Source organism: Thioalkalivibrio paradoxus ARh 1 (assembly GCF_000227685.2).
Lineage (GTDB): Bacteria > Pseudomonadota > Gammaproteobacteria > Ectothiorhodospirales > Ectothiorhodospiraceae > Thioalkalivibrio > Thioalkalivibrio paradoxus.
In genome coordinates this window covers 3,245,410-3,258,413 of sequence record NZ_CP007029.1, presented here as the reverse complement: position 1 = coordinate 3,258,413, position 13,004 = coordinate 3,245,410, and the positions used below count along the sequence as shown (strand labels likewise).

The 13,004-nt window shown below is 66.3% G+C and carries 17 protein-coding genes; 15 read left to right on the top strand and 2 right to left on the bottom strand.

The genetic code is table 11. The features are described from left to right. Positions 1 to 343 precede the first annotated feature (343 nt). The 13 genes from THITH_RS14690 (at position 344) to THITH_RS14625 (ending at position 10,985) form a co-directional block, all read left to right on the top strand. Entirely contained in the window at positions 344 to 1,678 is a 1,335-nt protein-coding gene (locus THITH_RS14690; RefSeq protein ID WP_006747055.1) for a tyrosine-type recombinase/integrase, read from the top strand. Beyond that, on the top strand, positions 1,678 to 2,403 hold the full coding sequence (locus THITH_RS14685) for a hypothetical protein (RefSeq protein ID WP_006747056.1): 726 nt from the start codon (positions 1,678 to 1,680) through the stop codon (positions 2,401 to 2,403). The genes THITH_RS14690 and THITH_RS14685 overlap by 1 nt, the downstream gene beginning before the upstream one ends. Before the next feature lie 92 nt (positions 2,404 to 2,495). Beyond that, a complete protein-coding gene (locus tag THITH_RS14680; RefSeq protein WP_006747057.1) occupies positions 2,496 to 2,756 on the top strand; it encodes a hypothetical protein in 261 nt (86 codons plus the stop codon). Further along, a complete protein-coding gene (locus THITH_RS14675) occupies positions 2,756 to 3,553 on the top strand; it encodes a DUF6011 domain-containing protein (protein ID WP_006747058.1) in 798 nt (265 codons plus the stop codon). Before THITH_RS14680 ends, THITH_RS14675 begins: the two co-directional genes overlap by 1 nt. Next, positions 3,550 to 4,557 (top strand): toprim domain-containing protein, encoded by a 1,008-nt coding sequence (locus THITH_RS17185; RefSeq protein ID WP_006747059.1) that lies wholly within the window; start codon positions 3,550 to 3,552, stop codon positions 4,555 to 4,557. Before THITH_RS14675 ends, THITH_RS17185 begins: the two co-directional genes overlap by 4 nt. Beyond that, complete coding sequence (locus THITH_RS14665) at positions 4,554 to 5,510, top strand: AAA family ATPase (RefSeq protein ID WP_006747060.1); 957 nt, start codon at positions 4,554 to 4,556, stop codon at positions 5,508 to 5,510. The genes THITH_RS17185 and THITH_RS14665 overlap by 4 nt, the downstream gene beginning before the upstream one ends. A gap of 275 nt (positions 5,511 to 5,785) precedes the next feature. Further along, a complete protein-coding gene (locus THITH_RS14660) occupies positions 5,786 to 6,229 on the top strand; it encodes a hypothetical protein (protein ID WP_156925534.1) in 444 nt (147 codons plus the stop codon). Beyond that, positions 6,226 to 6,567, top strand: a complete 342-nt coding sequence (locus THITH_RS14655) for a single-stranded DNA-binding protein (RefSeq protein ID WP_006747062.1) — start codon at positions 6,226 to 6,228, stop codon at positions 6,565 to 6,567. The genes THITH_RS14660 and THITH_RS14655 overlap by 4 nt, the downstream gene beginning before the upstream one ends. 374 nt (positions 6,568 to 6,941) lie before the next feature. Further along, positions 6,942 to 7,124, top strand: coding sequence for a hypothetical protein (locus THITH_RS14645; RefSeq protein ID WP_006747065.1), 183 nt, complete (start codon positions 6,942 to 6,944; stop codon positions 7,122 to 7,124). A 20-nt stretch (positions 7,125 to 7,144) separates the two neighbouring features. Next, the gene (locus THITH_RS14640; protein WP_006747066.1) at positions 7,145 to 7,513 is read left to right on the top strand and encodes a hypothetical protein; all 369 of its coding nucleotides are present in this window, start codon (positions 7,145 to 7,147) and stop codon (positions 7,511 to 7,513) included. Between the two features lie 63 nt (positions 7,514 to 7,576). Then, positions 7,577 to 7,939: a hypothetical protein gene (locus tag THITH_RS14635; protein WP_006747067.1), complete on the top strand. Its 363-nt coding sequence runs from the start codon at positions 7,577 to 7,579 to the stop codon at positions 7,937 to 7,939. Next, positions 7,939 to 8,160, top strand: a complete 222-nt coding sequence (locus THITH_RS14630; RefSeq protein WP_006747068.1) for a hypothetical protein — start codon at positions 7,939 to 7,941, stop codon at positions 8,158 to 8,160. Before THITH_RS14635 ends, THITH_RS14630 begins: the two co-directional genes overlap by 1 nt. A 338-nt stretch (positions 8,161 to 8,498) precedes the next feature. Continuing rightward, on the top strand, positions 8,499 to 10,985 hold the full coding sequence (locus THITH_RS14625; protein ID WP_006747069.1) for a lytic transglycosylase domain-containing protein: 2,487 nt from the start codon (positions 8,499 to 8,501) through the stop codon (positions 10,983 to 10,985). Positions 10,986 to 11,282: 297 nt separating this feature from the next. On the opposite strand, the gene THITH_RS14615 is transcribed toward THITH_RS14625, so the two are convergent. Both THITH_RS14615 and THITH_RS14610 read right to left on the bottom strand, forming a co-directional pair. After that, complete coding sequence (locus THITH_RS14615; RefSeq protein ID WP_006747070.1) at positions 11,283 to 11,609, bottom strand: addiction module antidote protein; 327 nt, start codon at positions 11,607 to 11,609, stop codon at positions 11,283 to 11,285. Positions 11,610 to 11,613: 4 nt separating this feature from the next. Then, on the bottom strand, positions 11,614 to 11,910 hold the full coding sequence (locus THITH_RS14610; protein WP_006747071.1) for a type II toxin-antitoxin system RelE/ParE family toxin: 297 nt from the start codon (positions 11,908 to 11,910) through the stop codon (positions 11,614 to 11,616). Positions 11,911 to 12,024: 114 nt separating this feature from the next. Between THITH_RS14610 and THITH_RS14605 the strand changes: the two genes are divergently transcribed. Then, positions 12,025 to 12,771, top strand: coding sequence for a hypothetical protein (locus tag THITH_RS14605; RefSeq protein ID WP_006747072.1), 747 nt, complete (start codon positions 12,025 to 12,027; stop codon positions 12,769 to 12,771). An 80-nt stretch (positions 12,772 to 12,851) separates the two neighbouring features. Beyond that, positions 12,852 to 12,974 (top strand): hypothetical protein, encoded by a 123-nt coding sequence (locus tag THITH_RS19555; protein ID WP_269667586.1) that lies wholly within the window; start codon positions 12,852 to 12,854, stop codon positions 12,972 to 12,974. Positions 12,975 to 13,004 lie beyond the last annotated feature (30 nt).

Here is a 13,004-nt window from a genome sequence, read left to right as displayed (position 1 = left end):
CCGGCTTCAGTCGCCGCCCTTTGATTCGTGTAAGTAGCGGTTTTTATTGGTGGGCCCGGCAGGACTCGAACCTGCAACCAAGAGATTATGAGTCGCCCAATCGGCTGAAATCCAGCACCGTTAGCAAGCGTTATGCCTCGTTGATATTTTGCTAGTTCTGTCATGGACTTGCGTGATTCTCGCTCGGCTTGCTCCCGCGATGATAACGCGCCACAATGAACCTGAATTTCGCGAAACTGCTTACATAGTGCTTACACGGAGGGTTCGTGTAAGCAGACGGACCCCGCAGGTGCGCCAACACCCGCGAGACCCTGACCACCGGAAACCTAAGCGGAGGTTCCCAATGGCTACGGCGAATTCTACCCGCGTCCGCCTGACCCGAGGGCGCATCGACAGCCTGGCATGCAGGGAAGGGGCGCGACAGACATTCCTCTGGGACACCGATGCCCCTGGTCTGGGGGTTCGAGTCACGCCAAGCGGCGCCAAGTCCTTCGTCTTCCAGTCCCGGCTGCACAGCCGGTCCTTGCGCATCACGATCGACGCCGTGACCGCGTTCGCGAGTATCGACGATGTTCGTGCCGAGGCTCGCCGCTTGGGGGACATGATTCGAGCCGGCATTCACCCAGCGGACGCCCGGGCCGAGCAGGCCAAGGCCGCAGAGCAGGCACGCGCGGAGAAGGTTCGCGCGAAGGTTACGGTTGGTGAGGCATGGGATGCCTACGTCGCGGACCAATCATCGAACTGGAGCGAAGGCCACCTGCAAAGCCACGCGCAGGCCATGAATGCCCCGGGGAAGGCTCGCCGCCGCGGCAAGAAGAAGACTGTGGCCGGGGTCTTGTACCCTCTCCGAAGGAAGCTCCTGCAGGATCTGACGGCAGAAGACCTGTCGGAACTCCTGGTGCGGCAGTCGTCTACGCGCCGCCCGACCACCACAGCGCTCGCTTTTCGTCTGCTGCGCACTTTCCTGAACTGGGCCAACGAGCATCCCGAGTACTGCGGACTGGTGGACCCGGCCGCCTTGCTGACCAAGGACGTTCGCCGCAAGGTGCCGCGCAAGAAACCCAAGGACGATTGCCTGCAGCGCGAGCAGCTTCCAGCATGGTTTGCCGCGGTGCGCGCGATCGGTGATCCGGTGCGAGCCGCCTACCTGCAAGGGCTGCTGCTGACCGGGGCGAGGCCCGGAGAACTGGCCGCCTTGCGCTGGAAGGACGTGGACTTTTCATGGAGCGCCCTGACCCTGCGGGACAAGGCCGAGGGCGAGCGAACCATTCCACTGACACCTTACCTGGCCGAACTGCTGCAAGCCCTGCCACGCCGCGAGCTGGCGAACGGGAAGCCAAACCCCTGGGTATTTTCGAGCCCGACCACCCAACACGGCCGCATGGGCGAGCCGAACCATGCCCATTCCCGCGCCGTGGCTGCCGCTGGGCTGCCGCACCTGACCCTGCACGGGCTGCGCCGTAGCTTCGGCACGCTGTCCGAATGGGTTGGGTGCCCGGTGGGTGTCGTGGCCCAGATTCAGGGCCACAAGCCGAGCGCCATTGCGGAGAAGCATTACCGCCGCCGGCCGCTGGACCTCTTGCGGATGTGGCATGTGAAGATCGAGGACTGGATTCTCGAAGCGGGAGGCGTTGAGAAACCGGAGGCAGGGGCCCCAACGCTGCGGCTGGTGATGTGATGCCCGCCGGGCGACCGCCGGAGTGGCGAGGCTGCCCCGCACCGATTTGGTCGGCGTTCTCGCAACAACGCGAGTTTCAAGGCATGCCGTTTGAATCGCTAGAGCGAATGCTTTTCGCCACGCGCGATCGTGTGCGGGTGTTCCAGCTTCTCAGTAGCCCCAGTTTTCCGAAGATCTGGCGCAAGCTCCGAACTGCGAAGCTGCTGCCACAGCTTGAGATGGCCGCCCAGCGCACGCAACAAGACCGGGACCGGCTCGCGGTCGACGTGCTCAGGTCCGCATGCTTCGATGCCGCCGATTTCGTCGACCGGCGTAGCTGGGCGCAATACTCGAACCTGGCAGCAGATGTTTCAGGCAAGGCGAAAGTTCTTCGGCGACTCCTGAGCGATCTTCCGCTGGACATGCTCCAGATGGCAGCGGAAGTTCAGACAACGATGAACCGTGAAGACGTGTCGAAATTACATGGGCGACTCGCTGCGGACCTGAAAACGCTGGCAGCGTTGTGCGCGCTGGAGTCCCCCAGGCCGACGAAGATCCAACCTCGAAAGCCCAACGCCCCACGCGCACACGCCACCGCGCGGGCAGGGTTCCTCGGATCGGAGTTCGGACGCATGTTCGCGGCTCCCCATTGGGCGCTCATTTCGCAAGTTGTGAACGCGATCGATGATCCGATTCCGCCGATGACACCGCGTGATGTGAAAGACGCCTGCAAGAAAGGGGGGTGATTCGTCCGAAACTAGTTAGAAATCTCCCCCCTTTTCGGGGCTCGTGATCAGTAGTGTGGCACCACCAACCTAACGATAGGAGGTGCCACCTAATGGCCGACCGCAACACCACGCGCGGACTGTCGACCCGCGAAATCGCCGACTTTATGCAGGTAACCCCGGAAGGAATCCGAGTGCAACTTTGCCGCTCGGGTTCCTATTACGGACTTCGGCCTGACCGCCTACCCAACGGCCGCCTGGCTTGGCCCGCCGACAGCCTGGAACGGCTGCTGGAAGCTGGCCGCAAAACGAAAGCCCGCACTCCGCCGGGGCCCAAGAGCCGCCGCCACGAAGCAACAGCGGAGGTGGCCTGATGAGGACGGCCACGCTTAAGAGCAAGGCTGTCACCGCCTGGGACGAACGCAACCTTGCCTCGCTCAAGCCGCAAGATTTCGAGCCGCTGCCGGACCTGACGGACGAGGAATCTGCCGAGATGGATCGGGAGTTTCTGGCGTCGGCAACCGAGGCCCAGCAGGAACAAGCCGACGATCTGCGCGCCCGTGGCTACACCGTCACCCCTGGCCCGGTGGAGTGGATTTCACCGATCGAGCAATGGGTGAGCCGCCTGCTTTGCTGGGAAATTCCGGGATCTAGCGATGATGCCAGCGAGCCGATGGGCGCGCGAAAGGTTGCGCTGACCCTGGACCTCCCTGGTGGATCACCGAAAGATGCAATCAAGGTCAGCATCGAAACCAAAGTAGTGCAGGAGGTCGACCGCGACGGGCGCACCACCTGGCACGAGTCGCTAGATACCGTGTCGCTCACCGTCTACGCCGACGGCCAGTCCTATCTCGGCTTCGTCGAATGCACGTGCGTGTGTGAGATGGGGCACACCCTGATCGCGCTCCAGCGTGACCCGTCGCCGGAGATCGGCCAGCGCGTGCTGCGCGTACTGCTCGATATCGACGGAGACGCACCCGACTGGCCTGCGCCCCTCTATGCCGCACTCAAACCGCTGAACAAGTGTCAGGCGTGCGGCCGCAAGCTGGACGATCCGGTATCGCGCGTGCTGCAACTGGGGCCGACCTGCGCCAACAATCTCGGGCTGGCGCATAGCCAGCGCGTCGTCGAGGCGGTGATGCGGTATTGCCGCGCACGGGGCCTGCTATGAGGGCGGAAAATAAGGCCCGCCCGGTGTGGGGACACCGGGGGCCGGGCGAGAGCATCGGCGAGCACCGACGCGGACATCATACCTGCGCGCATAGCTGGGAGCTACCCGACCTGGCCGAGCCGGTAGCCCGGCTGCTGCTCGGCGAACCGAACCCGAGGCTGTCGAGTTCGCGCGAACTCCGCTACGGACGCCACGGTTCCGTGTCCGTGGATCTGGCCGCCGGCACCTGGTACGACCACGAGGCCGGTACCGGTGGCGGCGTGCTGGACCTGATCCGCCGCGAGACGGGAGCCGTGACCACACGCGACTGCCTTGCATGGCTCGAGCGTGCCGGGCTGCTGCCGGGGGGATCGGAACCGTTCACCCGCGTCGACCTGGCCGAGCGAGCGGCCGAGCGGGAACGCGCCAGGGCTGCCCGGGCTGCGGCCGAGCGCCGGGAACACCTGGCCGCCGCTGAACGCGCCCTGCGAATCTGGAACGCCGCGAAGCCTGCGGACCCGGGGCATGGATACCTGCGCCGGAAGGGCGTGGAGCCCCATGGCGCCCGCGAACACCGGGGGCTGCTGTGCCTGCCCGTGGCGGACTTCGAGCGCGCCTTGTGGAGCTTGCAGTTTATCGAGGCGAGCGGTTTCAAGCGACTGCTGAAGGGTGGGCGCAAAGCGGGCCGGTTCATTCCGGTTTCCGAGCCCCAGGAACCCGAACGACTGCTGCTGTGCGAAGGCTGGGCGACCGGGGCCACCCTGGCCGAACACAAGCCCGAGGCCTTGGTACTGGCCGCAATCGACGCGGGGAACCTGCCGACCGTGGCTGTAGGCGCCCGCCGCTGCTGGCCGAACCTGCCGATGGTGATATGTGGGGACGCTGACCCGGCCGGCACCGAGGCCGCGAACCGGGCCGCCCGCGCCGCCGGGGCTGAAGTGGCGTTCCCCGAATTCCCGCCTGGGGCCGCAGGCAGCGACTTTAACGATCTGGCCGCCGTGCTGGCCACAAGGGGGGCGGCATGAACCCGGCCCAGTTTGTGAAGCCGACGCATGTTGAAGCGGATGCCTGGCCGATCCGGCCTATCGGGCTGGCGGAGTTTCTGGGTCGGGATTTCCCGCCCCGCAAGAATCTCCTGGCGCCGTGGCTGCCGGCTCAAGGGCTCTGCATGGTCTACGCCCGCCGAGGGATCGGCAAGACGCACTTCGCGCTCGGTGTCGGCTACGCGATCGCGGCCGGCGGCACCTATCTCGGCTGGACCGCGCCGGAACCTGCGGGTGTCCTCTACATCGACGGGGAAATGCCGGCGGTCGCGATGCAGGAGCGCCTGGCCGCGATCGTCGCCAGTGCCGAGAGCGAGGCCATCGCGCCATTTACGATCTTGACCCCGGACCTCCAGCCAGAGGGGATGCCGCGGATCGACACTACCGACGGACAGGACGCCATCGAGAGTGCTCTGCTGCCCGAGCACCGGCTGATCGTCGTCGACAACATTTCGACCCTGACAAGCGCCAAGGAGAACGATGCCGACGCCTGGACCCCGGTGCAGGCATGGGCGCTGCGCCAGCGGGCTTCGGGGCGGTCTGTGCTGTTCGTCCACCATTCGGGCAAAGGCGGAGCCCAGCGTGGCACCAGCCGCCGGGAAGACGTGTTGGACACGGTGATCGCGCTGTCGCGTCCGAACGATTACAGCCCCGAGCAGGGAGCCGTGTTCGAGTGCCATTTCGAGAAGTCGCGCGGGATCTACGGCGAGGACGTGCAGCCGATCGAGGCGACGCTGACGACCGGCCCCGACGGCCTGATGACCTGGGCGACCCGCACAGTCGAGGAATCCACGTTCGATCGCGTGGTTGATCTTCTGAACGAGGGCATGAGCCAGTCCGAAATCGCCACGGAACTGGAAGTGAACAAGTCCACCGTCAGTCGCCACGCCAAGCGTGCGAAGGCCGGCGGCTACCTCTCGGGAGGTGCGAAATGAGGCCGGATCAACAGCGCTCGGAGCATGGGAGTTGCACGGTTGCAGCCCCCAGTAGATGCAACCTGCAACTTTCACCCTCGGAGCACGCAACCAAGCATGCAACCCCTGCGCAACCGACCAGCCTGAAACGGCTTGCTGCTGCGGTTTTGGGGCGCAACCAAGCATGCAACCAGCATGCAACTCCCACAGGGAAAGTAATGCAACTCGGACCCCCTGAAAACGGGCAAAAAGTTGCATCGGAAACAGACCGAGTTGCACCCCCGGTTGCACGGTCGGTGACGGAGTTGCGCATCGCTCTGGCCCGAGCCGCCGAGGGGTTGCCTGTCACGCTGTCCGAACTGCTGGAGGCATTCGGCGAGGAAGGCCGCAGCGACTGGCTGGAGGGCTACACGCCCCACTGCCGACCGGAGTTCCTGCGCGCCTTCGCCAAGGCCGTGTCCGAGCGCCTGGCCCGGGAACGGAAGGCCCAGCCCGCGCCGGCTCCTGCACCGGCTGCCCGCACAGAGCGCGATGCCGGCCCGCTGGACGGCTTGCCGCTGCTGCGCGAGGACTGGAAGTTCGTCGATGCCCGCACTCGGTTTCGACGCGCCCGGGAAAGCCTGCTGGCCGAATACGCCCGCCGCTGGCGCGAGGCCGCCGACGCTGAGCCGGTGGAACACCGGAAATCCAACGCCGGCCGCTTCGCTGCGAACTCATGGCTGCGGGAGGTGACGCGATGATCTACGCATCCGTGCATGGCCGCCTCGGCGCCGACCCCGTGGCGGGCGAGACCAAGACCGGCAAGCTGATGGTTCGCGCGTCGGTGGCTGTAGACGTGACGCCACACAATGCTGAGGAACCGGAAACCCTGTGGGTATCGCTGCTGGCCTTCGGGGCTGCCGCCGAGGCCCTGGACCGGGCCGCCAAGGGCGAGATGGTCACGGCGCAAGGCCGCATGACCCGGGGCCACTACACCGGCCGGGATGGTGCCCTGCGCGAATCGTGGACGCTGATCCCGGACGCGGTGCTGACCGCGAGATCGGCGCGACCGTCGGGCAAGCGGAGGGCGACCGCATGAACCCAGGTCGCGACCGACCCGACCTGTCAGCATGGGCGCGACCGGGATCGTCCCCGTTTCGACCGCTGGCCTTATTCCGCCTGCAACCGCGCCGCAAACCGAAACCGAAGGAGCGATGACCATGACACAGCAACGCGACCTGTTCCGCCCGAAAACCGCCCGAAAGCCCCGCCGGCACGGGAGCTACCGCCGGCAGGAGCCGCCGAGAACGCCCAAAGATACGAGTTGGGAGCCGCCCGAGGACTTCCAGCCGGCCGCAACGAGCAAGGAGGGTCAGTGATGGGCGCGATGAGCCGAACGAAAGGAGCCGCGGGCGAACGCGAACTGCGCGCGTTCCGGGAGTGGCAGAGAAATCAGGCCAGCGGGAGGGGACTGTGAGCGCCCTGCTGAAACTGTTGCAAGCCGATGTCGCGGTCGCCGAGGCCCGCATGCTCGATGGCCGTCTTGTGGTTCGCATGATCCGCCGGGCGCCGTCCGAGGACTGGACCCGCGTGGACAAGCTGATCGGCGAGTTCGCATCGAAACGAAAGCCCCGACGCCGCCGTCGGGCTGCATGAACCTAACAGGAGACACGAACATGACCGAATCTCACATCGCACGGGTGTTGCGCACACTGAATACCCCTGTCCGCCGGCAGCGACGGGAACTCGAGGAACGTCGCGAACTGGAACGCGAGGGCCGGCAAATCCGATCCCGCGGCCCCATGGGCGATGTTGCGCAAGCGCGGTTGGCCCGGATCGCCGAGCGCATTGCGGATCTCACACCGAGGCCGGAACCCTCCAGGAAGCAGCGACAAGCGTATCGCCGACGCCTGGCAGAGGAAGCGATCGAGTTGCGCCGTCGTGCGGATCGCGGGGAGCACGATGGCGAGTGGGTGCGGCTGCTGGCCCGGGAATCGCTCGCCGAGCGCCGCGCACAGCTTGCGGAACGCCGCCGTCAGTCGTGATGCGACTATGAGCCTGTACGCCGTACACGCGCCCGACGGGGCGACCAACCGAGGACCGAGACCATGATGGATACTGACTACGCCGAACTCGACCGACTCATTTCCGAGTTCGCCAAAGCCGCCGGGCTCCCTGACCGCAGACCGCCGAGCAAGCAGTTCACCGACAGCGGCCGCCGGCTGCGGGATTACGGGGACGATCGCCAGCGCCAGCTTGAGCAGATCCGGCAGGAGCGCCAGCGGATGAAGGCCGACTTCGAGGCTGGCAAGCTGGACCCGGCTGGCGTGATGCGCCGCGAGGTTGAGCTAAACCGGGCTGAGAACGCAGTCATGACCAAGGTTGCGCCGCTGGTCGGGCTCGCTGCCCGCGCGGCGGCCGGTGCTGCGATGGGTGCCGCTGCCTCGCCACCGCCGAGGGAGCGGCACTGATGGCCCGCATCCACGGGCCGCGGCACCTGGAAGGGCTGCTTCGCACGGTCCGCGATCATCAGCGCCAGCAGGACGCGCTGATGAAAGCGCACGCTTCGCGACGCAAGGCCCTGGGCGAGATGCTGCAGCGGCCCGACGTGAATCCCCTTGATGTCATGCGTGCCGAGACGGCACTGAACCACACAGCCCCGGTCCTGACGATCCTGCGCCGCGACGGATGACCCGAATACCTGTTCGCCTCCTGCCAGAGTTGCCCGGCATCGCGCCGGGCTTTTTTTTGCCTGTTTCGGCCCGGGTTTTACCCCGTTTCGTATCGTATCGGAATACGTATTCGCCAATGCATACGATACGAAACAGCCCCCGGGCAGGAAGGGTTCCCGTCTGGCGGCAGGCAGAAAAACGCCCCGCCTACATGAGCGCTGCTGGCGGGGCGACCCGCGTCGGAGACCGAGGAACCGGCGGGGCACGGGCAGTGTAGCGTCACGCCGTTCTGGAGCGCTTCACAGCGCGCAGCGTGGTACGTTTGCAGCCATCGGAACACGGCCCCCAGGAGCCGGGCATGAGCGACGTTCGATTTTCTGCAGATCCCAGCAGTGTCCTGCGCGCGATGCAGGACATCCAGCGCGCGATTCAGCGTGCGGGACAGGAAGGCAAGGCCTTCTCCGAGATGGACCTATCGCATCCGGAGTTGAAGGACTTGGAGCGCGACATGGCGCGGCTGCGTTCGAGCATGCTGGCGCTGCAGCGGATTTCCCCGGGAAGCCAGTTTGCGCGCGGGCTGCGCGATTCTGGCCAGGCGGGTCGCGACCCGTGGGCGGTGGATTGGGGCCGTGCGTTCCCGGAACAGCAGCAGCGGGACAAGGCGCTGCATCGGCTGGTGCAGGGATCCGGGCACGCCTACGGTGGCGATGGCGGCCAGCGTCCGCCGGGTGGTGGCGGTTTCGCGGCACCGATGGGTGGTTCGCTGGGGACGCTCGCGCGCACGGCGCTGCCGCTGGCGATGGGCGGTGGCCTCGTGGCCAGCCTGATGCGCGGGTTGCGTGAGGCCGACCAGACCAGCGAGGCCACCGATACCCTGATGCGTTACGACGAGCTGGGGCGCACATTCGACGAACTGCGCGACAGCGTGACCGGGCTGCTGACCCAATTCGGGCTGGCCAATGCCGAGGTGGCCCGGCTGACCGAGGGCTATGCGCGTGCCTCCGGCGAGGTGGAAGGCGCGACCGATGCGGTCAAGGATTCGGTGGCGCTGGCCCGTGGCCTGGGGATGAATGCCGAGGGCACGACGCGAGCGTTCGGCGGCCTGCAATTCTCGGGCGTGTTCGAGCGTCAGGACCGGCGCGAGTTCGCGACCATGCTGGCCGAGATGATCGGCCGGTCCGGCATGTATGCCCGCGGCGACGAACTCCTGGGGCAGGTGACGCGGATGGCGGACCGGATCTGGGAATCGACGCTCGAGGCGCCGAACACGCGCGCCATCATGGAAGCCTACTCGGCGATGTTCGATGTATCGGCCGCGACCGGCAAGACCGCGTTGAAGGGTGGTGCCGGTGAACGCATCCTGGCGGCGGCCGATGCCGGGGTCCGCAACATCGGTGGCGGCGAGGCTGGCGAGTTCTTCATGTACCGGGCGCTGGCTGGTGTGACCGGCGACATCTACAAGCAGCGCTACCTGCGCGACTACGGCGCGTTCGGCACCCCGGGGCAGGCCTTCGGTGGCGACGACAATCGCACCCTGCTGCAGATCGTGATGGACCAGTTCCGGCGCGATGCCAAGAACCTGAACAACCCGTATGCGTCGTACTCGGCGCTGGGCGGGTTCTTCGGGTTGTCGAGCATCCAGGCCCGATCGCTGATGGAGATGGACACGCAGATGCGCCAGTCCGGCCTGGGCAACATGCAGTCGCTGATGGAGAAGTCAGGCGTCGACCTGTCCGAGATGGACGCGTCGGGCCTGGGGCAGATCGCGAAGATCCTCGAGGAAGCGCGTGCGGCCGGTCCGGTGAACGTCGAGGACGTGGCCGGCCGCATCCGGCGTGCAGCGGAGGAAGGGCGGATTGAGACCGTGGCGTCCGACTGGGGGCGGGAGACTGCCCGCCTTTCCGACCAGCTCGAGCAACTGGTGCACGACGCCCGCCCGTTGATCACAGACTTGACGCGCTATCTCGCGGATGGGGTCGGCGTGGTGAATGATCTGATCGGAGAGCTTAAGCAGATCAACGAAAACCTCGGCTGGATCCGCAATCACTCGGGCTTCAACCCGCTCCAGACCCTGCCGGGACAGGCGCAAGGCGAGGCCACCCGGCGCTGGGTTCTGGACTGGATGCGCGAGCGGTTTTCCAGGGAAGAGGGGTCGGAGCCATCCGGATTCCGGTCCTGGTTCCGCCGGCGCCGACCGGAATCGGAGTCGTCCGAGCCAGAACCGTCTGGCGGCCTGGGCCGCATCGGCCCCGGGATCATCCCGTGGTCTGACCTGCACACGGTCGGGCCGGAGATCGGCTTGACCGATGGAATCCCATCGCGGGCCGCGATGGAGCGCGTGGACGCCCATTACAACCTGCCTCGGGGAACGATCTGGGCGCTGACCCGCACCGAGAGTAATCACGACCCGAACGCCGTTTCCCATGCGGGCGCGATGGGGATCGCGCAGTTCATGCCAGGCACCGCCCGGGATATGGGCCTGAACGACCCGTTCGACCCCTATGCATCCATCGAAGCCGCCGGCCGCTACATGCGCCACCTGCTCGACCAGCCCTACATCCACACGCTGCAGGACGCCCTGGCTTCCTACAACGCCGGCCCCGGCAGCTTCCGGGACCGCGGCGCCTACTACTGGCGCGAGCCCACCGAGCACCGGGAACGCTTCGAGCGTCACTTCAGCGCCTACCAGCGCGACAACCCGGATCCGGTCAATGTCGTGGTGCACGTGCATCCGCAACCGGACGGGCCGCCAGAAGTCGAGGTCGAAGTCGACGGCCGCGTCCGGGACACCAGCGTTGGCGAAGGCGCCTACCACCTGAGCGACTTCGCGTTCGGGGCCGGCTGACCAGTCCGTCATTCCCACCTGAGCCCCGGCACGTCCGGGGCTTTCTCGTTGTGGGCGGCCGACATCGCGGCGAAGGTGCGGGAGGCTGCGGAGAATCCGTTACCTGCAAACCCGGTAGCGGAAGGCAAGGCAGGACCGGGAAGGGGGAATAAAACGGGTGACAATGTAACCCGTTTATCTCGCGGCAATGACCAGACCTACACCCTCCGCCGCCTGGCCCGCGATAACCCCGAACTGCTGGACAAGGTGGAAGCCGGCGAACTGACCGCCAACGCCGCCGCCATCCAGGCTGGAGGACTACTGCGCCAGGATGCCCGGCTCGCGGTTCTCGTTCGCGCTGTGGGCATGCAGCCGAAGCCGGAGGGCTCGCACGACCTTCATGATCGTCGCGAACTCCGGATTCCCTTCAGCGGACAGCGCCTTGTACAGACCCTCGCGAGCCATGCCGGTATCCCGGGCCAGTTGGGTCATGCCGTGTGCTCGGGCAATGTCTCCGAGAGCGACCCGGATCAGGCTCCCGTCCCCTGGATCCTCAGCGAAGCAGGCGTCGAGATAGAGGGCCATGTCCTCGTCAGTGCGGAGGTGGTCCACCACGTCCCAGCGCTTCAGCGTCACGGTGGTCATGTCGTCAGTCTCCAATCTGCCGGGCCAGTTCGGTGGCCGCGCGGATGTCCCGTCGCTGGGAGTCCTTGTCGCCACCAGCCAATAAGATCACGATCTCGATGCCCCGCTGGGTGAAGTAGATCCGGTATCCGGGTCCGCAGTCGATCCGCATCTCCTGCACGCCCTTGCCGATCGCCTTCACGTCGCCCATGTGCCCCATCTCTACGCGCCGCAGCCGGGCTGCGATCCGCGCCTTGCCCTGCCGGTCCCGCAGGGACTCGAACCACGCATCGAACGAACTGGTTGTCTGGATCGTGACCATTGGACCGTATTGTGAATCATAGTTCACTTTTGGTCACGCGCTGATATGTCGTGATGCGAACCTGCCCACTACCGGGCCGGAATCCACCGAAACCCGGCAACCGAGGTGACCGAGATGACGCAGAACATGCTGGAGAAAGCCCGCGAGCGCGTGGCCCGAGCGAAATCCGAGCTGGACGCCGCCGTGGCAGCGGGCGAGGGCACGAGTTCGATCCGGGCGACCCTGGATTTGGCCATCGAAGAGATGGACCGGCTCGAGGACCAGGTAGCCGTTGAGGCACGGGAATCGGCAGCGGCCGCGCAGGATGCCGTCCGAGCCGATGCTGAGGCCATGGCTGCAGAGGCTAGCGCCGAAATTCGGGCGATCGTGGATCGGGTGCTTACGATCTCGAAGCCCGAGGTCGATGTGCCAGCGGAGCGCGCGGTGGACCTGTTGCTGGCGCAACAGAAGGCCCAAGCCGAGGATTCCGCGATTCGGGCGCACCGCCACAAGGTCGGGGAACTGCGCGATCGCCTGGAACGCCTGCAGAGCGAGCGCACTGCGATCGGACAGCGGCGCGCGGCCGGCGATGAGCGCCCGGACGATGCCGCGCGGGTCCACCTGCTGGCGACGGATGCCGAAGCGCTGGAGGATCTGATCGCGCGAGTCGAAGCCGAAGCGCCAGTCCGGGACGAACTCGTGACCAAGGCGCTGCGCGAGTGGGAGCGCGGCTGGAACAACGCGGTCAAGGAGGCTCGAATCCACGCCTTGGCGCTGACTTGCCAGCGGCTCGAACTGGCGTTGATGGCCGCGGCGACTGCGCACCGTGATGCTGGCGGTATCCGCAGGATGGACCCGCGTCTGGCGGCTTGGGTTCGGTGATGAGCACCCCCACTGGACGCCGACCAGGCCGACCCCGGAACCTCGGACGCCAAACGCGCCTGGCGCTGCATGATCGCCTGGTGCCTGAGATTCCGGGGCTCATCGAAGGCATGATCCGGCAGGCGAAGCTGGGCGACACGCGGGCGCTGGCGTGGTGTCTCGATCGCGCGTTGTCGGGACCGGACCAGCATGCCGATGGCTGATGACCGGCCGGACCCGAAAGGCTGGCGTGT

Excerpts from the sequence above, each read along its gene's own strand:
- THITH_RS14685 (WP_006747056.1), top strand. The coding sequence starts at position 1,678 with ATGCCCGCCGGGCGACCGCCGGAGTGGCGAGGCTGCCCCGCACCGATT.
- THITH_RS14675 (WP_006747058.1), top strand. The coding sequence starts at position 2,756 with ATGAGGACGGCCACGCTTAAGAGCAAGGCTGTCACCGCCTGGGACGAA.
- THITH_RS17185 (WP_006747059.1), top strand. The coding sequence starts at position 3,550 with ATGAGGGCGGAAAATAAGGCCCGCCCGGTGTGGGGACACCGGGGGCCG.
- THITH_RS14630 (WP_006747068.1), top strand. The coding sequence starts at position 7,939 with ATGGCCCGCATCCACGGGCCGCGGCACCTGGAAGGGCTGCTTCGCACG.
- THITH_RS14655 (WP_006747062.1), top strand. The coding sequence starts at position 6,226 with ATGATCTACGCATCCGTGCATGGCCGCCTCGGCGCCGACCCCGTGGCG.
- THITH_RS14635 (WP_006747067.1), top strand. The coding sequence starts at position 7,577 with ATGATGGATACTGACTACGCCGAACTCGACCGACTCATTTCCGAGTTC.
- THITH_RS14625 (WP_006747069.1), top strand. The coding sequence starts at position 8,499 with ATGAGCGACGTTCGATTTTCTGCAGATCCCAGCAGTGTCCTGCGCGCG.
- THITH_RS14690 (WP_006747055.1), top strand. The coding sequence starts at position 344 with ATGGCTACGGCGAATTCTACCCGCGTCCGCCTGACCCGAGGGCGCATC.
- THITH_RS14640 (WP_006747066.1), top strand. The coding sequence starts at position 7,145 with ATGACCGAATCTCACATCGCACGGGTGTTGCGCACACTGAATACCCCT.
- THITH_RS14680 (WP_006747057.1), top strand. The coding sequence starts at position 2,496 with ATGGCCGACCGCAACACCACGCGCGGACTGTCGACCCGCGAAATCGCC.
- THITH_RS14610 (WP_006747071.1), bottom strand. The coding sequence starts at position 11,910 with ATGGTCACGATCCAGACAACCAGTTCGTTCGATGCGTGGTTCGAGTCC.
- THITH_RS14605 (WP_006747072.1), top strand. The coding sequence starts at position 12,025 with ATGACGCAGAACATGCTGGAGAAAGCCCGCGAGCGCGTGGCCCGAGCG.
- THITH_RS14665 (WP_006747060.1), top strand. The coding sequence starts at position 4,554 with ATGAACCCGGCCCAGTTTGTGAAGCCGACGCATGTTGAAGCGGATGCC.
- THITH_RS14615 (WP_006747070.1), bottom strand. The coding sequence starts at position 11,609 with ATGACCACCGTGACGCTGAAGCGCTGGGACGTGGTGGACCACCTCCGC.